Source organism: Amycolatopsis acidicola (assembly GCF_007713735.2).
Taxonomy (GTDB): Bacteria; Actinomycetota; Actinomycetes; order Mycobacteriales; family Pseudonocardiaceae; genus Amycolatopsis_E; species Amycolatopsis_E acidicola.
In genome coordinates, this window is sequence record NZ_VMNW02000061.1 from 1 (window position 1) to 19,154 (window position 19,154).

Consider the following 19,154-nt stretch of genomic DNA (forward strand, 5'->3'; position numbering starts at 1 on the left):
CCCTTCCCCACCCCCTTGCCCGGTGCGTGGTCCTATCCCGCGCCCGTGGTGCTGATCAGTGCTGCCGAACTGGCGCCGACGGGGTCCACAAGGCCCTGCCGTCCACCCCCGGTGACCAGCCGATACCACGGGCGCGCCGACTGGTGGCACCGATCGCGATCGTCCGGTGGGTGTGCCCACTGGGAGTTGGCCGCCGACCGGTGGGCGCTCCCGGCACCGGATGGACGGTCGTCCGCGCGCGCCGAACGGTCGGCCGCGGCTACTCGCAACCGGCGGCCTCACGCAGTGAAAGCCTTGTGTGCCAAGGGAAAACTGTGCCGGAGGTCACTGCGGGGTCATCCGGTCGGGTGCCGCTGGTCGTCGTCCGGTGATCGACAAGTGGCCTTCGGCCCGGGCGGTGCGGGCTGGCGCGCTCGTCGTCCCATAACGGCCGGTTGTCGAGCGCCCACTTCCGGCAGTCTGCAAATTGCCGTTTATTGAAATCGGAAAGCCACCCCGGGCGGTGGAACTAGCAAGGAGTTGTTGAGGGATGTTGGACACGGATTGGTCGGATGGCTGGCGCGGCGCGTTCCGCATCGAGCTGCGTGCGGAAGCGATCGGGCTTGCCTGGCACGGTTGGCCGGTGCTGCCGGGCACCTTTCCGGCTGCCGAAGCCGGTGCGCAGGCGTGGTCCGGGCCGGTGCCCGTGCACGACGACTGGGCGGACCGGCTCGGCGCGCACCCGAACCAGGTCGCGGACTGGTGGACCGGGCAGCCGTACAGCCTGCTGGTCGCGACCGGCCGCGTCGTCGACGCCGTCGAGGTCGACACGGAACTGGGCAAGCGGGCCGCGCGGCTGCTGCGGGCGACCGGGCACCCGGCGCCGATCGTCGCGACCCCGGACGGCCGCTGGCTGTTCCTGACGACCGTCGCGGAGAACCTTCCCGAAGAGCTCGCCACCAGTGGCGCGGTCCGCTGGCACGGCGAAGGCAGCTGGGTTCCGCTGCCGCCCACCCCGTTCCAGCACGGCGTGGTGCACTGGCGGGTCAAGCCCGATGTCTGGGGCTGGACCCTTCCCGCCGCGGACGCGGTGCACGAAGTCCTCGCCAGGGCGCTGGAGCAGGAAGACCGTCATCAGCAGCTCGTCGCGGCAGCCTCCGTCGCGGCCTGATCCACCACGTGGCCGTGCCGGCCGCCGTGCAGACGCACCGCCCCGAGCACAGTGTCCAGTACGGCCACAGCCCCCGCCTTGTCCAGTGGCTCGTTACCGTTCCCGCACTTCGGTGACTGCACACAGGACGGGCAACCCGCCGGGCACTCGCAGGAGACGATGGCCTCCCGCGTAGCGGCCAGCCAAGGGACCAGAGCGGCAAAACCGCGATCGGCGAATCCCGCGCCTCCGGGATGGCCGTCATGCACGAACACCGTCGCCTCCCCGGTGTCAGCGTGCAAAGCGGTAGACACCCCGCCGATGTCCCAGCGGTCGCACGTAGCGAACAGCGGTAGCAGGCCGATCGCCGCGTGCTCGGCGGCATGCAGGGCGCCGGGGATGCGCGCGGGCACCAGCCCAGCGCCCCCCGGCGCCCTGCCACCTTCACCCACGTCCGCCCTGCCACCCACGTCCGCCCTGCCACCTTCATCCACTCCCGTGGCGGCGGCCGCGGGCGCGCCCGCCAGTAGTTCCTCCGAGACCGTGTACCAGACGGCGCGGGTTTCGAGCTTCTGCTCCGGCAGGTCCAGCGCCACCTGGTCCAGGATCTCCCCCGACGGGCGGCGCCGCAGGTAGCCCACCACCTGCGAAGTCACCGCCACCTCACCGAGGAACACGCTCACACCGCCGTAATCCACCCGCTCCTGCGTGGACAGCACGGCGATGTCCGAGACCTCCCGCGCCGACGTGGTCCACTCCGGATCCTCCGTGTGCACGAGCGCGATCCCGGACTCGAGATCCAGCTCGTCGACCACATACGACGAACCCTGGTGCAGATACACCGCGCCCGGATACACCGTGACGCAGGCGGAACCAGGGTCGACGGTGCCGAGCAGGCGCGAAGTTTCCGCCTCAACCACCGCGATCTGCTCGCCGCCCGAGCCGCGGATGTCCACCTCGTACTGCGGCCTGTCCCGCGAAGTCCAGTACCACCCGCTCGCCCTGCGGCGCAGGATCCCTTGCGCCACCAGGGAATCCAGCACCTGCCGCGCCGCCTCGCCGCCGAACGTGGGCAGCTCCGCGGACGTCAGCGGCAACTCGGCGGCGGCGCAAGCGAGCTGCGGAGCCAGCACATACGGGTTCGCCGGGTCCAGCACCGCCGTCTCCACCGGGCGGTCCAGAATCGCCGCCGGATGGTGCACGAGATACGTGTCCAGCGGATCGTCCCGCGCCACGAACACCACCAGCGCCTCATCCCCTGACCGACCGGCCCGGCCCGCCTGCTGCCAGAACGACGCCAGCGTGCCCGGATAACCGGCCAGCACCACGGCATCCAGCCCCGCGATGTCCACACCCAGCTCGAGCGCGTTCGTGGTGGCCACCCCGAGCAGCTCACCGGACAGCAAGGCCCGCTCCAGCTTGCGGCGCTCCTCGGGCAGGAAACCCGCCCGGTAGGCCGCCACCTGCTCCGCCAGCTTTGTGTCCACTTCGGACAGAATGCGCTTCGCGCCGAGCGACGTGAGCTCGGCGCCGCGCCGCGAGCGGACGAACGCCAACGTCCGTGCGCCTTCGATGACCAGCTCCGCCAGAATCCGCCCGGCCTCGGCGCCGGCCGAACGTCGCACCGGGGCCCCGTTCTCCCCGGAGAAATCCTCCAGCAGCGGCGGCTCCCACAGCGCCACCGTCCGTGCGCCGCGGGGCGACGCGTCCTCCGTGACGGCGACGCACTTCTGCCCGATCAGCCGCCCCGCGAACTCCGCCGGGGCCGAGGTGGTGGCCGAGGCGAGCACAAACGTCGGCGAGCTGCCGTACCGCTGCGCGACCCGCTGAAGCCGGCGCAGCAACAGGGCGACGTGCGAGCCGAAGACACCCCGGTACCCGTGGCACTCGTCGACGATCACGTACTCGAGCTTGCGAAACAGCCGCGCCCACCGCGCATGCGAGGCGAGGATGCCGCGATGCAGCATGTCCGGGTTCGTGAACACCCACCGCGCATGCGCGCGTACCCAATCCCGCTCCGCCATCGGGGTGTCCCCGTCGTACGCCGCCGCGCGCACCCCCGGAATGTCCAAAGAGGACACCGAGCGCAACTGGTCGGCGCTCAGGGCCTTCGTCGGCGCCAGGTACAACGCGCAGGCCCGCTCGTCCTCGGAAAGGCCCGACAGCACCGGCAGCTGGTAGGCCAGTGACTTACCGGAAGCCGTCCCCGTCGAGATCACCACGTGCTGCCCCGCGTACGCCTGCGAAGCCGCCTCGACCTGGTGTGTCCACGGTGTTTCGACCCCTGACTTCCGCAGTGCGGCCACGACGTCCGGATCCGCCCAGGACGGCCAATCGGTGAAACCGGCCTCACGAGCCGGTTGCTCCGCCACGTGTGTCACGGGGTTCGCCGACGCCGGGATGCCGGCCGTGACCCGGCGCAAAAGCCGTTGCGCGCGCTCGGTCTCTGCCACGCGCCCCAGGATCGCACAGGTGTACGACAACTCGTGAAAACCGCGTGATGATCATGAACAGTGAGCAGACTCACATGTACGGAGAGTGTTCGTTGTGGGACGCCATGACCGTGGCCGGAGCACTACCAATACACTCCGGCAAACCGGCACCACTTGTGGTGTAGATCCCATGCCAACGTCGGCAAGGCTGTCCGCAGGCGACCCGTCGTTGGTACGCGACGTTTCCAGGAGGACGGATGTCCCGGCAATTCCTCGCGGAGGGTATAGAGCTCTCCGGGGGTGACTACGGCATCGTTGCCGTAGTCGCCGTGGTCGCCCTTGCCGCGCTGGCCATCGGCTACGTCTTGCTCAAGGAAGTGCTGGCCGCTGGCCAAGGCACCGCCAAGATGCAGGACATCGCCAAGGCAGTGCAGGAAGGTGCGACCGCATATCTCAACCGGCAGCGCAACACCCTCTCCATCTTCGGGGTGCTGGTGTTCCTGCTGCTCTTCGCGCTTCCGGCGGACGGGTGGAGCGAGCGTATCGGCCGCTCCGTGTTCTTCCTCTTCGGTGCGTTGTTCTCGTTCACCATCGGCTACCTCGGCATGTGGCTCGCCACCCGCGCGAACCTGCGCGTGGCCTCGGCGTCCCGTGAGCAGGGCGGCCGCGAGAAGGCCACGCGGATCGCGTTCCGCACCGGTGGCGCGGTCGGCATGTTCACCGTCGGGCTCGGCCTGTTCGGCGCCGCGATCGTCGTGCTGGCCTACGCGGGCCAGGCGCCGAAGGTGCTGGAGGGCTTCGGTTTCGGTGCCGCGCTGATCGCGATGTTCATGCGTGTCGGCGGCGGTATCTTCACCAAGGCCGCCGACGTGGGCGCCGACCTGGTCGGCAAGGTGGAGCAGAACATCCCGGAGGACGACCCCCGCAACGCGGCGACGATCGCCGACAACGTGGGCGACAACGTCGGTGACTGCGCCGGCATGGCGGCGGACCTGTTCGAGTCCTACGCGGTGACCCTGGTGGCCGCGCTGATCCTCGGCAGCACCGCCTTCGGTGGCGACGGCCTGCTGTTCCCGCTGATCGTGCCCGCCATCGGCGTGATCACCGCGGTGATCGGTGTCTACATCACCAAGTCGCGCGCGAACGAGAGCGGACTGGTCACCATCAACCGCTCCTTCTACATCTCGGCGGTCATCTCCGCGGTGCTGTGCACGATCGCGGCCTTCGTGTTCCTGCCGAACTCGTTCTCCGGCTTCGGGCAGGAGTTCGCGAGCACCGAGGGCAACCCGGCGGTCATCGCGACCGTCGCCGTGATCATCGGCATCGTGCTGGCCGGGGTCATCCTGAAGCTGACCGGCTACTACACCGGCACCGAGCACGGCCCGGTCAAGAACGTCGGCAAGACCTCGGAAACCGGTGCGGCCACGGTGATCCTGTCCGGTATCTCGGTGGGCTTCGAGTCCGCCGTGTACACCGCGCTGGTCATCGGCGCCGCGGTGTTCGGCGCCTACCTGCTCGGTGGCACGGTCGCACTGTTCGCCGTCGCGCTCGCCGGCACGGGCCTGCTGACCACCGTCGGCGTCATCGTCGCGATGGACACCTTCGGCCCGGTTTCGGACAACGCGCAGGGCATCGCCGAGATGTCCGGTGACGTGGACGAGACCGCCGCGCAGACGCTGACCGAGCTGGACGCGGTCGGCAACACCACCAAGGCGATCACCAAGGGCATCGCGATCGCGACCGCCGTGCTCGCCGCGACGGCGCTGTTCGGGTCCTACCAGGACGCGATCAGCAAGGCGCTGGCCGGCATCGGGGCGACCGCGGACGGCGTGAAGTCGTTCGTCGACACCATCGTCAGCCCGAACACCCTCGTCGGCGTCATGATCGGCGCCGCGGTCGTGTTCATGTTCTCCGGACTCGCCGTCAACGCGGTGTCCCGCGCCGCCGGCGCGGTGGTCTACGAGGTGCGCCGCCAGTTCCGCGAGATCGCCGGGATCATGGAGGGCACGACGCGGCCCGAGTACGGCAAGGTCGTGGACATCGTCACCCGCGACTCGCTGCGCGAGCTGGCCACTCCGGGCCTGCTGGCGGTGTTCGCGCCGATCGCCGTCGGGTTCGGCCTCGGCACCGGCGCGCTGGCCGGTTACCTGGCAGGCGCGATCGCGACCGGCACGCTGATGGCGATCTTCCTGGCCAACTCCGGTGGTGCCTGGGACAACGCCAAGAAGCTCGTCGAGGACGGCAACCACGGCGGCAAGGGCTCCGAGGCCCACGCCGCGACGGTCATCGGTGACACGGTCGGCGACCCGTTCAAGGACACCGCCGGTCCCGCGATCAACCCGCTGATCAAGGTGATGAACCTGGTCTCGGTGCTGATCGCCCCGGCGGTCGTGCAGTTCTCCATCGGGCCGGACGCCTCACTCGGCATCCGGCTGGCGATCTCGCTGGTCGCGGTGGTCATCATCGTGGTGGCGATCGTCGTGTCGAAGCGGCGTAGCACCGTCATCGCGGACACCCCCGCGGAACAGCAGGAACCCGCCAAGACAGCCTGATACAGGCCGGAACGGGCTCGTCGCACATCTCGTGCGGCGGGCCCGTTTTTCGCGTTGTGACCAGCCCACGGTTTGCACAGTGCAACCGGGTCGGTACCGTCGAGAGTGGTTCACATCTTCGGGAGGTGTTCGCGTGCGGCCCGGGAAGGTCCGGTTCCTGGCGATTGTCGCGGGTCTGTGCGTAACCCTTGCCGGGTGCGGGCAGCCACCCGCCGACCCGGCGACCGTCCAGCCCGGTGGTCCGGGCATGTCCAAGGAGCAGGTCGACGCGCAGGACGCGACCTCCAGATGGGCCAACGACTACTGCATCGCCGTGAGCTCGCTCGTGGCCGGGCTGGCCACGATGCCCTCGATCGATCCGAGCACGCCGCGGCGCGTCGTGCAGACCTCCAGCGACCTCCTCGGCTCGATGATCGGCGGGCTGGACAAGACCGTGCAGCAGTTGCGGACGCTGCCGGTGGCTCCGGTCCAGGAGGCCGCCACGGCCAGGGACAGGGCCGTCGCCCAGTTCAGCGGGATCCGCGAGCGCGCCCTCACGGCGAAGCAGCACCTCGATGCCGCAGGGACCGCGCCGACGGTCGACCAGACGACGATGCGTGAGGCGCAGGGCCCGCTGACCGAGGTGTCCGGTGTGGACGTGCTGGCGCAGCTGAACGCCGTGCCCTCGCTGGCGACGGCGGCCGGGCACGCGCCCGCGTGCCAGCAGTTGACGGCGCACGAAGGCCCGGCCTCGCAGACGCCTTCAGTGCCGTCCGCGCCCGCGATGCCGACCACGTCCGTGGGCTCGGAGCCGCCCTTCTCCTAGGGGAGGGCGAAGTTTCGAACGTCCGTTCAGGCGATATTCCCGCAGGTCGTCGGTGTCGTGGTGGGCGGCGCCTTGTTCAGCGTGTGTTGCTGAGCGAAACCGCACGGTAAGCGCTTACTCAGCGTCAACTCCGCGCCTTTGCGTGGAATCGAACTTCTGTTCTACCCTGATCGCCGTGGATCAGCTCTCGTTCTACTCCGCGGAGGCGAACGGCCCCGAACTCGCCGATCTCGCCGGGGTGCTGTGCGGCCGCGGCAGGATCGTCAGCTTCGGGCGCACGGCCGCCCGGCTGTCGGTCACCGTCGGCGAGCCGTGGCGGGCGCGGGCGCTGGTCACCGAGTTCGGCCGCCGCGGGGTCCAGGCCGACGTGTCGCGCGCCGAGGAGGGGCTGCTGGTGCGCACCGCGTTCCGGATCGACCTGATCCGGCTGGCGAACGCCTGGCAGTGCGAGGAGTTGCCGGAGGGCTTCCGGCTCACCGGCAGCGCGCTGCGCCTGTGGGCGCTCGCGGACGGCTTGCCGGCGGAGAACCACTACCTCTTCGCGGTGGACGAGGAAATGCCGGCCAGGCACGAAAAACTGGCGGAGGCCTGCACCCAGCTCGGCGTGCCCGCACGGCTGGTCGGCCCGCGCCACGGCGGCCCCGCCATCCGCGTGACGGGCCGGAAAAGGCTTGCCGCGCTTGAAGAACTGCTGGGTGCCCCGCCACCGGCGGCGGCCGCGGTCTGGCCGCGCACCGCGCCGGTGAAGGACGAGGTCAGGCCGGAAGCGGGATCGGCAGCTTGAGCCCGGCGGGCTTGGGCAGCAGGCAGCCCGGGCGGTCCAGCTCCAGCTGGTTCCCGTAGCCGACGCAGGAGGTGAGCCCGTAGGTCTGCTGACCGTAACTGCGGCCCTGCCGGACGGTGACCACGCCGTTTTCGTCCACCTCGCACGGGTTGTCGAAGGTGCAGGAATAGCCGTTGTCGTTCCCGGTGTTGTTGATTCCGACGATCTGGCCGGTGCCGCGGTCGACGATCGGCGAGCCGGAGGTGCCGTGGCCGGTGTCGCACTCCGGGGTGTACCGGATCGACGCGTGCCACGTCCAGTCGGCCTCCCGCAGCGAGTAGACGATCCGGTCGACGTCGCAGCTCCAGGTGCGGGCGAAGTACCCGGAGCGGATGTCGATGGGGGTGCCGGCGTCGGCGGGCGAGGCGGCCAGCGTGAGCGGTTTCCCGCCGGTGCGGTGGGCGATCTGCCGGTAGCTGGAGTCCAGCCGGTAGAGCAGCACGTCGGTGTCGGTCATCGTGCCGTACACGATCTGCGTCGCCCGGAGCTTGCCGATGCGCGCGCCGTCGGAGCCGAGCAGGTCCATGGTGCGACGGCTCGGCTGGGCGGTGATCACTTCGCCGGGAGCGGGCATGCCGTTCTCGTCGCAGTGACCGTTGGTGAGCACGAGCGCGGGGTCGGAATCGCGGGAACCGGGTAGCCGGACGAGCGAGCCGGAGCAGTTGTCGAGGGCGACGATTCCGGTGAAGCCGGTGGCCGGAGCGGCCGCGGCGGGCGTAACTCCGATGGCGAGCAGCCCGACGGACAGGACGAGGAGGAGGCGGCGCAGCATGACGCCGGAGCGTAGCGGAACGGCTACGCTCCAGCCCCGGCCACCACGTGGCGGCGGTCACGTGCTAGGTGTGGAAAAAGAAACGCCGACCGGGTCGGCGCCGATGCGCTTCACACGAGGTTGGACGGCGTGTTGCGTCACCTGAGCGGACATAACCGGCCAGGGACGTGCACACTGGCTGGTTGAACAAAGCGTCGCCGCCCCGGCGACGGGAATGAGCAGGAGAGCGGACAGCGTGGCAGCACGGACGAAGAAGACGGACGCCGGAGCGAACGGTGCCGGCCGTCGGCGGCTCGTGATCGTCGAGTCGCCCACCAAGGCCCGCAAGATTGCTCCGTATCTCGGCGGCGGGTACGTCGTCGAGTCGTCGGTGGGGCACATCCGTGACCTGCCGCGCGGCGCCGCGGACGTGCCGGCCAAGTACAAGGGCGAGGCCTGGGCCAGGCTCGGCGTGAACGTCGACCACGACTTCGAGCCGCTCTACGTGGTGAGCCCGGACAAGAAGGCGAAGGTCACCGAGCTCAAGAGCCTGCTCAAGGACGCGGACGAACTGTTCCTCGCGACGGACCCCGACCGCGAGGGCGAGGCCATCGCCTGGCATCTGCTGGAGACCCTCAAGCCCAAGGTCCCGGTGCGGCGCATGGTGTTCCACGAGGTCACCGAGCAGGCCATCCAGGCCGCCGCGGCCGACACCCGCGAGCTCGACGCCGACCTGGTGGACGCGCAGGAGACCCGCCGCATCCTCGACCGGCTCTACGGCTACGAGGTTTCGCCGGTGCTGTGGAAGAAGGTCATGCCGAAGCTCTCGGCAGGCCGCGTGCAGTCGGTGGCGACCCGCGTCATCGTCGAGCGCGAACGCGAGCGGATGCGCTTCACGTCGGCCTCGTACTGGGACATCGCCGCGACGATGGACGCCGGTGCCGACGCCACGCCCCGCTCCTTCCCGGCGCGGCTGATCGCGGTCGACGGTTCCCGGCTCGCCACCGGCCGTGACTTCGGTCCGGACGGGCAGCTCAAGTCATCCGCGAAGGACGTCAGGGTGCTCGCCGAGGCGGACGCGAACCGGCTCGCCGGCGCGCTGCGCAACCAGGACTTCAAGGTCGCCAGCGTCGAGGAGAAGCCGTACACGCGGCGCCCGTACGCCCCCTTCATGACCTCCACGCTGCAGCAGGAGGCAGGCCGCAAGCTGGGGCTCTCTTCGGAGAACACCATGCGGACGGCGCAGCGCCTGTACGAAAACGGCTACATCACCTACATGCGTACGGACTCCACGACGCTGTCGGAGACGGCGCTGACGGCCGCGCGTAACCAGGCCACCGACCTGTACGGCAAGGAGTACGTGTCGCCGAGCCCGCGGCAGTACACCCGCAAGGTCAAGAATTCGCAGGAAGCGCACGAGGCGATCCGGCCCGCCGGTGAGGTGTTCCGCACCCCCGGCCAGGTCGCGAGTGAGCTGCGGGCCGACGAGTTCCGGCTCTACGAGATGATCTGGCAGCGCACGATCGCCTCGCAGATGGCCGACGCGAAGGGCACCACGATGTCGGTGCGCATCGTCGGCAGGGCGACCTCCGGCGAGGAGGTCACCTTCTCCGCCTCGGGCCGCACCATCACTTTCGCCGGCTTCCTCAAGGCGTACGTCGAGGCGGTCGACACCGAGAGCGGCGGCGAGGCCGACGACAAGCAGAACAGGCTGCCGCGGCTGGTCGAGGACCAGGAGCTGACGGCGACCGAGCTGAACCCGGACGGCCACACGACCAGCCCGCCGCCGCGCTACAACGAGCCGAGCCTGGTCAACAAACTGGAAGAGCTGGGCATCGGCCGTCCGTCGACGTACGCGTCGATCATCAAGACGATCCAGGACCGCGGCTACGTCTGGAAGAAGGGCTCCGCGCTAGTCCCGTCGTGGGTGGCGTTCGCCGTGGTCGGCCTGCTGGAGCGGCATTTCGAGCGGCTCGTGGACTACGACTTCACCGCCGCGATGGAGGACGAGCTGGACCGCATCGCCTCCGGTGACGAGCAGCGCACGAACTGGCTGTCGCGGTTCTACTTCGGCGGCGAGATGGGCGTGGACGGCTCGATCGGCCGCCTCGGCGGGCTGAAGAAGCTGGTCGGCACCGGCGTCGAGGACATCGACGCCAGGGAGATCAACTCGATCCCGCTGTTCACCGACAGCCAGGGCCGCACGGTGTACGTGCGCGTCGGCCGCTACGGCCCGTACCTCGAGCGCGAGGTGGACGGGCAGTCGCAGCGCGCGAACCTGCGCGAGAACATGCCGCCGGACGAGCTGACCCCGGAGATCGCCGAGGAGCTGTTCGCGACGCCGCAGGAGGGCCGGTCGCTGGGCGTCGACCCGGTGAGCGGGCACGAGATCAAGGCGAAGGAAGGCCGGTTCGGCCCGTACGTCACCGAGGTCCTGCCCGAGCCGGAGGAGCCCGCGGACGGCAAGAAGACCAGCAAGGCCAAGAAGCCGAAGCCGCGCACGGGTTCGCTGTTCAAGTCGATGTCGATCGAGTCGGTCACGCTGGACGACGCGCTCAAGCTGCTGTCGCTGCCGCGGGTGGTCGGCAAGGACCCGGAGTCCGGGGACGAGATCACCGCGCAGAACGGCCGCTACGGCCCGTACCTGAAGAAGGGCACGGACTCGCGTTCGCTGGAGACCGAGGCCCAGATCTTCGACATCACGCTGGACGAGGCGTTGAAGATCTACTCGCAGCCCAAGCAGCGCGGGCGCCGCGGCGCGGCGAAGCCGCCGCTCAAGGAGCTCGGCAACGACCCGGCCACGGACAAGCCCATGGTGGTCAAGGACGGCCGGTTCGGCCCGTATGTCACCGACGGTGAGTACAACGCCACCCTGCGCAAGACCGACAGCATCGAGGACCTGACCCCCGAACGGGCGGCCGAGTTGCTGGCGGACAAGCGGGCGAAGGGGCCGGCGCCGAAGAAGAAGGCTCCGGCCAAGAAGGCCCCGGCGAAGACGGCCACGAAGACCACCGCGAAGAAGGCGCCCGCGAAGAAGTAGCGTCTCGCGGACGGTAACCGGGCCCTTACCCGGATGGGCCAGTCGGATCGGCCGGTCGCCCACTACCCTGGGAGGGAAGCCTGCCTGGAGTGGAGGCCGGCCGACTACGAGGAGTGGTATGAGTCCGTCCAAGGGCGACGCCGATTTTCATGACGGTACGCACGCCGGGACGTTCAGCGACGCGTTGTCCGGCTCGGCGAGTGGAGACGACTCCGACGACTTCCAGCTGACCAGGGTCGCCTCCCCGGTCCGGCCCGGCGGGTCGGCGATCCCGGCGCAGGAAGAGCAGGGCACCGGTGGTTTCGGCGACTTCCTCGACGTCGACGCCCCGGAGCCGGACAGCACGCCGCCCGCGTCGCCGGCGCAGGGGGTTCCGCCCGCGCCGCCGCTGGGCATCCTGCCCCGCCAGCGCAGCCGCCCAGGGCTGCGTTCGATCAAACGCCCCTCGCTGCGGATGCCGCGGCTGCCGACGCCGAGGCTGGGCAGCACCGCGGGCCTCCGGCCCACGCGCCCGTCGAGCGGGTCCACCGGCGTCATCGTCGCGGTCGTGCTGATGATCGTCTTCGCGTTCGTCGCCATCGAATTCCTGTCGAGCCTGATCAGCAGCATTTCGGGGCTGTTCAACTAACCCATACGAGCAACTCTCAGGAGTCCGGAGCTACCCTGGCGACACCGGTCCGGGGACCCGATGGCAGATGCCCTGACGGATGGCCGGTGCCACAGCGATGAGCGGGGTGGGTCGGATCAGCGAGGGCGTACAGACGAAACCCGACGTGGAGGCTCAGGCCGCCCGTGACGGGTCGACGATCTACCGTGCCCGCAGGGTGCTGGCGATCCGGCCGTTCCGGCGCCTGTGGGGCGTCACCTACCTGTGCAGTGTCGCCGACTGGCTGACCCTGCTGGGCGTCACGAGCCTCGCCACGAAGCTGACGTCGAACTACACGGCGCAGAACTTCGCGTTCACCGGTGTGCTGCTGGCGAACCTGCTGCCGGGCCTGATCTTCGCCCCGTTCGGCGGGCTGCTCGCGGACCGGTTCGACCGGCGCAAGGTCATGTTCGTCGCGGACCTGCTGCGCTGCGGGTTCATCGTGTCCATCGCGTTCGTCGGCACCGGCTGGTGGCTCTACATCGCCAGCTTCCTGGCCAGCGCCAGCGCGATGATGTGGATCCCGTCGAAGGACGCCGCGGTGCCGAACCTGCTGCGCAGACCGGACCAGGTGGAGACGGCGAACCAGCTCGGCATGGTGATGACCTACGGGCTGGCCGTGCTCTCCGCGGGTGCGCTCTATTCGGTGCTCACCGGCGTCAGCACCACGCTGCACCTGCCGCCGAACCTGTTCGGCGAGCTGGGTTTCGCCAAGGTCATCGTGGTGCTGATCGGCTGTCTGTACCTGACCAGCGCGATCCTCATCATCACCCGGATCCCGGAGCTGTCGCGGCGGGTGAGCTCGGCCGAAGCCGCCACCGAGGCGAAGAAGAAGGAAGAGGCGGAGGAGCCGAAGCCGGGCTTCTCGGCCCTGGTCCGTGACGGCGTGAAGTTCGTGCGCAGCACTCCGCTCGTGCGGGGGCTGCTGATCGGCGCGGCCGGCGCGTTCGCCGCCGGTGGCGCCGTTGTCGGCTCAGCCAAGCCGTATTCGTCCAGTTTGCTCGCCGGTGACTCGGCCTGGGGTCTGCTGCTGGTGGCCGTGTTCGTCGGGCTGGCCACCGGGATGGCGGGCGCGCCGAAGCTGTCCCGGCGGCTGCCGCACGACAGGTTGTTCGGCATCTCGATCGTGCTCGCCGGACTGGCGCTGATGCTGGTCGCGGTGTCCCCGCATCTGGCCGTCTCGCTGGTGGCCGTCGCCATCGTCGGCGCCTGTGCGGGCGCGGCGTTCCTGACCGGCGTGACGATCATCGGCTCGCAGGTGGACGACTCGATCCGCGGCCGGATCAACGCGATCTACCAGTCGATGATGAAGATCATCGTGTTCGGCTCCACCGCGGTGGTGCCGCTGCTGATCGGTCTCACCAAACCGCGCACGGTCACCGTGTGGGGCAGCCCGATCATCATCGACGGCACCCGCCCGGTGATGCTCGGCGGCGGCATCCTGGCCGCGGTCGTCGGCATCATCGCGTACCGGCAGATGGACTCGCGGCATCCCGAGACGATCATGGCGGACCTGCGGAACGTCATTCGCCGTCGGCCGCGCCGGGCGAACGGCCTGCTCATCGCGCTGGAGGGCACGACGGCGGCGGACACCGCGAACCAGGCCGCGAGGTTGTCGGCTTGGCTCCGCGAGGTGGGTTCGCGGCCGGTGGTGCTGGCCGCGGACCCGGCATTGGACGACAAGCGGCTGACCAAACTGGTCAGCGGCGCTTCGCTGAACGGAGCGCGCGCGCAGGCGTTGGCCGCGGCGGCGGTCCGAGCCGACATCGTCGAGCGGGACGTGCAGCCGGCGCTGGACGGCGGGTCGATCGTGGTGATGGAACGGTTCGTGGACTCGCCGCTGGCGCATCTGTCCGCGGTCGCGGGGCTGGACGCGAAGGAACTGGAAGGGCTGGCGGACTGGGCCACCGGCCGGTTGCGCCCGGACGTCACGGTGCTGCTCGACGCCGACCCCGGCGGAGCGCCGCCTGGGCCGGTCTCGATCGAGGACCAGTGGCGGGTGCAGAACCTGCTCAGCGAAATGGCCGCGGCCGACCCGGACCACTACGTGGTGGTCGACGGCGACGGCAGCGAGGACGAAGTCGCCGAGCGCGTGCAGACGGCGGTGCGGGCCGTACTGGTGGGGCGCCGATCCGGACTGGCGCCGATCGAAGAGGTCGTGGAGGCCTGAGTGAGCGTCTGGGCTGAGCTGGTCGGGCAGGAGCCTGCAGTCGAAGTCCTCTCCGCGGCGAGTGCCGCCGCGGCGAAAATCGTTGCGGGAGAACAGGTTTCCTCCGCCGCGATGACCCACGCGTGGCTGCTCACCGGACCGCCGGGCTCGGGGCGTTCGGTCGCGGCGAGGACGTTCGCGGCGGCGTTGCAGTGTTCGACGGGCACCGGGTGCGGCCAGTGCACGGGGTGTCGCACGGCGTTGCACGGCACCCACGCCGACGTGCGGATGGTGGTCCCCGAAGGACTGTCCATTTCGGTCGCCGAGATGCGCGCGCTGGTGCAGGCCGCGGCCCGCCGTCCGTCCACCGGGAACTGGCGCGTGGTGGTCATTTCCGACGCCGACAGGCTGACCGAGGGAGCGTCGAACGCGCTCCTCAAGGCGGTCGAGGAGCCGCCGGAGCGCACGGTTTTCCTGCTGTGCGCGCCTTCGGACCACCCCGAGGACGTGTCGGTCACGATCCGCTCGCGGTGCCGCCTGGTGAACCTGCGGACGCCGCCGCCGGAAGCGATCGCGCGCGTGCTCGTCGAGCGCGACGGCATCGATCCGGAGCTGGCGCAGTGGTCGGCGGCGGTGTGCGGCGGGCACGTCGGGCGCGCCCGGCGGCTGGCCACGGACGAAAACTCGCGCAAGCGCCGGGAAACCGTGCTGCGGATCCCGCTCGGGCTGCGCCGTCCCGCCGACGTTTTCGCTTGTGCCGACGAGCTGATCGCCGCGGCGGAGGGCGACGCGAGCGAAGAGAGCAAGGCGCGCGACGAGGACGAGAAGGCGGAGCTGCGCAACGCGATGGGCGGCGACGCCACCGGGAAGGGCGTGGCCGGCGCGAAGCGTGCGGCCGAGGCCGCGGTGAAAGCGTTGGAGAAGAAGCAGAAGTCGCGCGCCACGCGTACGCAGCGGGACACTTTGGACCTCGCGCTGGTGGACCTCGCGGGCTTCTACCGCGACGTGCTGGTCACCGGCAGCGGCGCGCGGGCCGTGCTGAACCACCCCGACTACGAGTCGGATGTCCGCGAAGCAGCCCGGCACTGGACGGCGGAAGCCACCTTGCGGCGCCTCGAAGCCGTGCTCGCCTGTCGTGAAGCGATCCTCTGGAACGTGAAGCCGCGCATCGCCGTGGAAGCGATGGTCACGGCTTTGCGCCACGGCTGAAGCCGGGACGCTCTCGAAGGAGCGCCCCGGCCCGCCCTCACTTCTCGCGTGGGAACGGCGAAGGCTTCACGGCGGCCGGCCTGCGGCGACGGTTCGGCATACCCGCCACCAGGATCACGCCGAGCAGCAGCATTCCCGTGCCCGTCCAGAAGAGTGGCACAGCGGAGTACGCGCCGGCCGTGTACGCCAGCTTCTGCGGGACGCCGGGCGCGGCGTTGCCCACGGGCGTCACGGGGTTGGCCGTGCCGCAGACGACGCCGCCCGTCGGCGCGTACGCCCGGCCGATCTGCTCACCCAGCGAAAGCTGGGCGAGCGACGAAGGCAGCGAGTCGGCCGTGCCGGCGGGCAGCATGCTCTTCAGGCCGGAGGTGGGCAGCACCTGCAGGTCGAGCAGGCGGGCCGAAGCGCCGAGCTGGTAGCCGTCGAACGGGTTGGTCAGCTGCTGCGAGTTCTGGTTCAGCTCGCCGATGCTCAACCGCAGCACGCCGAGGTCCAGCACGTTCCCGGTGGTGTTGTTGACCTGCTGCAGGCCCTTGTCCGCGGTCGCGACCAGGCCGCCGACGACGGGCAGGTTCTCCACCGGGCCGAACAGTTTGGTCAGCCCGTCCAGCGGCAGCCCGATCGGGATGTCCTTGGTGGGGTGCGCGGCGTCGAGGGTGTAGAGCACCTGGCCCTGCCGCTCGATGGTGATCACCGGGGCGGAGTACTCGACCTTCGAAGTGGCCTTGTCGCCGGTCGAGGTGACCTTCAGGGTGGGCTGGCTGGCGACCTTGAGCGTCAGCTCCAGCGGGGTGCCCTTGAGAAGTTCGATGTCGGCGGCTTGCAGCGTGGACACCGACTGCACGGCCTTCTTGTCCGAGCCGGGGATGTCCACCAGCTGCATCACCGAACGCGAAGACAGCGTGTTGTTCAGGCTCAGCAGCGAGTTCGTGCCGTCGGCCGACGTCTGCCCGCCGCCGCTGAGCAGGCCGCCGAGTGACTGCAGGCCCTTGGTCGCGTCGAAGCCGCTCGCCAGTGCCGGCAGGTTGGTCAGGCTGTCGAGCGGGAGGTTCGGCAGCGAGGGGATGACGTTGAGCAGTGAAAGGTTCGCCACCGACGTGCTCGCGTCGGAGATCGTGCCGACACACGGGCCGAGCGTGTCGCTCCAGCGCGCGTGCACCTGCCCGTTGAGCAGGCCCACGTTCAGCAGCGGGTTCTGCGGCGCGGTGATCCCGCCGGAGAGGCCGTTCTTGTTGTCCGGCGGCGCTGTCTGCACCAGGCTGCCCGGCGCCTGCGGCGAGTTCCCCTCGACGGCGAGGCCGAGCGGCGAGGACTGCGCGATCGACTTCTCGTAGCTGAGGTACGCCTCGGAGTTCGCCTGCGCGCTGGAGAGCCCCATGCCCGCTTCGAGCGCCGACTGCTTGGGCAGGTTCTCGCCGTAGCCGGGCAGGATCGTGTTCGTGGTGACCGCGTTGGGCAGCAGGCGAAGCACGCCGAGCGCGGCCGCCGCGTCACCGACCGCGTGGCCGAGCGGCTGCGGGCCGATCGGGGCCGAGATCGGCGCTTGACCCGTGCCGGCTGGCTGCGGGATCGGTGTCGTGGGGATCGTCGAATCCGCGACCGCCGGTGTCGCCGACAGCACGACGAAGGCAGCGGTCACCGGCAGAGCCAGCGCACGAGACAGACGTTGACGCATGCGTGAAGTCCTCCACGAACGAGCAGGGCCGGGCCGCTGTGACCGGCGTCAAACAGACTAACGAGGACGGGGGTGGATGGTGACGTGGGCCATGCCGCTACACTTGATTCTGCGTTCGCCGCCTTAGCTCAGTCGGCCAGAGCGGCTCACTCGTAATGAGCAGGTCAGGGGTTCGATTCCCCTAGGCGGCTCCGGCGAACACCAGGGCCTCCCCGGATTTGCGGGGAGGCCCTGGTTCGTTTTCCGGGTCCTATGAGGACAGTGGCAGGGCTTGGTAGCCGCGCAGGACGCGGGTGCCACGCCGGGTGGGGGCGCCGGCCGCCGAGAGGCCGGGGAAGCGTTCGAACAGCGCGCGGAGTGCGATGCCGGCTTCCAGCCGGGCCAGCGAGGCGCCGAGGCAGTAGTGGATACCCGCGGAGAACGCGAGGTGGTCCCGGGCATTGCCGCGGGTGACGTCGAAAGTGTGCGGATCTTCGAAAACGGCCGGGTCGCGGTTGGCGCCGCCGAGCATGACCAGGACGTTGCTGCCCTCTCGCACCCGAACCCCGGCCACTTCGGTCGTGCTGCGCGCCGTGCGCACCGTGACCTGCACCGGCGAGTCGTAGCGCAGCACTTCCTCGACGGCGTTGTCCCAGCCCGAGGGATCCTCCCGGAGGCGGGCGAGCTGTTCGGGATGCTCCAGCAGCAGCGCCACGGCGTTGCCGATCAGGTTGACCGTCGTCTCGAAACCGGCGCCGAGCAGGAGTAGCGCGGTGGCGCGCAGTTCGGTGTCGGTGAGGCGGTCGCCGTCGTCGACGAGGTGCACGAGATCGCCGAGCATTTCGTTCGACGGAGAGCGGCGCAACGACGCGATGTGTTCGGCCAGCCAGCGATGGCTGGCCCGCAGCGCCCGCTCGGCGCTCCGGTAGTCCCGCCAGGACAGTCCGGGGTCCAGCGTCAGCGCCGCCTCGTTGCCCCACGCGAGGAACTGGCGCCGCATCGCAGCCGGGACGCCGATGATCTCGGCGATCACCGTCACCGGCACCAGCGCCGCATAGGACTCGATCAGGTCGAACGTGGGGGCCGTCCGGCCTGCGATGTCGTCGAGCAGTCCGTCGGCGATCTCCCGGATGCGCTCGGTGAACCCGCTGACCGCCCGCGCGGTGAACGCCCGGCTGACCAGCCTGCGCAGGCGGGTGTGGTCCGGCGGCTGGATGGCCAGGAGCGACGGCGGATCGGTCGGCCCGAGCGCGCGCGGATCGAGGGCGGCGGCGGAGAGAACGCCCAGCCAACTGGTCGGCGCGGCGCTCGGTGCGACGAGGAATTCCTCGCTGCGCAGCACGGCGCTGGCGACCGAGTGGGTCGCGGTCGCGTTGACGACCCGGTTGCGCACCAACGGCCCCCGTGCGCGGATCGCGTCGTAAGCGGGGAACGGGTCAGCCCGCACCGCCGGGTCGGCTGTGGTGCCGGCGATCAGGTCGCCCCGGCGGGCGGCGGTGCGCAACGCGAGGCCGGGCACGCCGTAGCGGATGGCCCAGACCAGTGCCGAACGAGCCGCGTTCATGCCGCACCTCCTGGCAGGACGCACAAAGCCTTTTCCCCGGGCGTCAGGCCCGCGGTGCCGTCGAGATCGTCGATCGCGGCCAGCATCTTGCGGTGCCGCATGGCCAGCTCGCGCAGTTCCGCGCTGGGCCGATGCCCGTAGTCGAGCGGCCGCTCGACCTGTGCCTCGACCAGCAGCCGCCACCGTCGGCGCAATGCGAGCAGCAGCCCGGCCCGGTCGCCGAAGATCTCGGCGTACTCCTCGCGCCAGGGCAGGGTGTCGACGCCGTCGTCGAGTTCGGCGACCACCGCGCCGAGCGCCGCGTAGTAGCGGTGCGTCTCGTGCCAGCCCACCGGGACTCCCCTCGTCGACGGTCTGTCGATCATGCGCCCGACGCTATTACCGGCCGGCCCCGCCGCGC

Annotated in this window: 13 protein-coding genes and 1 tRNA gene; 9 read left to right on the plus strand and 5 right to left on the minus strand. The window is 70.1% G+C overall.

Annotated elements, in window-relative coordinates; all coding sequences use genetic code 11:
- The first annotated feature begins 529 nt into the window (after positions 1 to 529).
- Positions 530 to 1,150: a bifunctional DNA primase/polymerase gene (locus FPZ12_RS30770; RefSeq protein ID WP_144749214.1), complete on the plus strand. Its 621-nt coding sequence runs from the start codon at positions 530 to 532 to the stop codon at positions 1,148 to 1,150.
- Here FPZ12_RS30770 and FPZ12_RS30775 read toward each other — a convergent pair.
- A complete protein-coding gene (locus FPZ12_RS30775; RefSeq protein ID WP_166462968.1) occupies positions 1,114 to 3,591 on the minus strand; it encodes a DEAD/DEAH box helicase in 2,478 nt (825 codons plus the stop codon). The genes FPZ12_RS30770 and FPZ12_RS30775 overlap by 37 nt on opposite strands.
- 227 nt (positions 3,592 to 3,818) lie before the next feature.
- On the opposite strand from FPZ12_RS30775, the gene FPZ12_RS30780 reads away from it, so the two are divergent.
- The 3 genes from FPZ12_RS30780 (at position 3,819) to FPZ12_RS30790 (ending at position 7,702) form a co-directional block, all read left to right on the plus strand.
- Positions 3,819 to 6,113, plus strand: coding sequence for a sodium-translocating pyrophosphatase (locus tag FPZ12_RS30780; protein ID WP_144749215.1), 2,295 nt, complete (start codon positions 3,819 to 3,821; stop codon positions 6,111 to 6,113).
- 133 nt (positions 6,114 to 6,246) lie between these two features.
- Positions 6,247 to 6,918: a hypothetical protein gene (locus FPZ12_RS30785; protein ID WP_208026083.1), complete on the plus strand. Its 672-nt coding sequence runs from the start codon at positions 6,247 to 6,249 to the stop codon at positions 6,916 to 6,918.
- A gap of 175 nt (positions 6,919 to 7,093) precedes the next feature.
- The gene (locus FPZ12_RS30790; RefSeq protein WP_144749216.1) at positions 7,094 to 7,702 is read left to right on the plus strand and encodes a hypothetical protein; all 609 of its coding nucleotides are present in this window, start codon (positions 7,094 to 7,096) and stop codon (positions 7,700 to 7,702) included.
- On the opposite strand, the gene FPZ12_RS30795 is transcribed toward FPZ12_RS30790, so the two are convergent.
- Positions 7,674 to 8,513, minus strand: a complete 840-nt coding sequence (locus FPZ12_RS30795; RefSeq protein ID WP_144749217.1) for a trypsin-like serine peptidase — start codon at positions 8,511 to 8,513, stop codon at positions 7,674 to 7,676. The genes FPZ12_RS30790 and FPZ12_RS30795 overlap by 29 nt on opposite strands.
- A gap of 214 nt (positions 8,514 to 8,727) precedes the next feature.
- Here FPZ12_RS30795 and topA point away from each other — a divergent pair, with 214 nt between their 5' ends.
- The 4 genes from topA (at position 8,728) to FPZ12_RS30815 (ending at position 15,536) form a co-directional block, all read left to right on the plus strand.
- Positions 8,728 to 11,532, plus strand: coding sequence for a type I DNA topoisomerase (gene topA / locus FPZ12_RS30800; protein ID WP_144749218.1), 2,805 nt, complete (start codon positions 8,728 to 8,730; stop codon positions 11,530 to 11,532).
- A 118-nt stretch (positions 11,533 to 11,650) separates the two neighbouring features.
- Positions 11,651 to 12,160: a hypothetical protein gene (locus FPZ12_RS30805; RefSeq protein ID WP_144749219.1), complete on the plus strand. Its 510-nt coding sequence runs from the start codon at positions 11,651 to 11,653 to the stop codon at positions 12,158 to 12,160.
- 97 nt (positions 12,161 to 12,257) lie between these two features.
- Positions 12,258 to 14,348: a bifunctional MFS transporter/dTMP kinase gene (locus tag FPZ12_RS30810; protein ID WP_144749220.1), complete on the plus strand. Its 2,091-nt coding sequence runs from the start codon at positions 12,258 to 12,260 to the stop codon at positions 14,346 to 14,348.
- On the plus strand, positions 14,349 to 15,536 hold the full coding sequence (locus FPZ12_RS30815; protein ID WP_144749221.1) for a DNA polymerase III subunit delta': 1,188 nt from the start codon (positions 14,349 to 14,351) through the stop codon (positions 15,534 to 15,536).
- Between the two features lie 37 nt (positions 15,537 to 15,573).
- Here FPZ12_RS30815 and FPZ12_RS30820 read toward each other — a convergent pair whose 3' ends face one another.
- Positions 15,574 to 17,211, minus strand: a complete 1,638-nt coding sequence (locus FPZ12_RS30820; protein WP_208026084.1) for a hypothetical protein — start codon at positions 17,209 to 17,211, stop codon at positions 15,574 to 15,576.
- Between the two features lie 117 nt (positions 17,212 to 17,328).
- Between FPZ12_RS30820 and FPZ12_RS30825 the strand changes: the two genes are divergently transcribed.
- Positions 17,329 to 17,402 (plus strand) — tRNA-Thr (locus tag FPZ12_RS30825).
- A 59-nt stretch (positions 17,403 to 17,461) separates the two neighbouring features.
- Here the strand turns inward: FPZ12_RS30825 and FPZ12_RS30830 are convergent.
- Complete coding sequence (locus FPZ12_RS30830) at positions 17,462 to 18,754, minus strand: cytochrome P450 (protein ID WP_144749222.1); 1,293 nt, start codon at positions 18,752 to 18,754, stop codon at positions 17,462 to 17,464.
- Positions 18,751 to 19,119 carry a hypothetical protein gene (locus FPZ12_RS30835; protein WP_144749223.1) on the minus strand — a complete coding sequence of 123 codons (369 nt, stop codon included), beginning with the start codon at positions 19,117 to 19,119 and terminating at the stop codon, positions 18,751 to 18,753. The genes FPZ12_RS30830 and FPZ12_RS30835 overlap by 4 nt, the downstream gene beginning before the upstream one ends.
- Between the last annotated feature and the right edge of the window lie 35 nt (positions 19,120 to 19,154).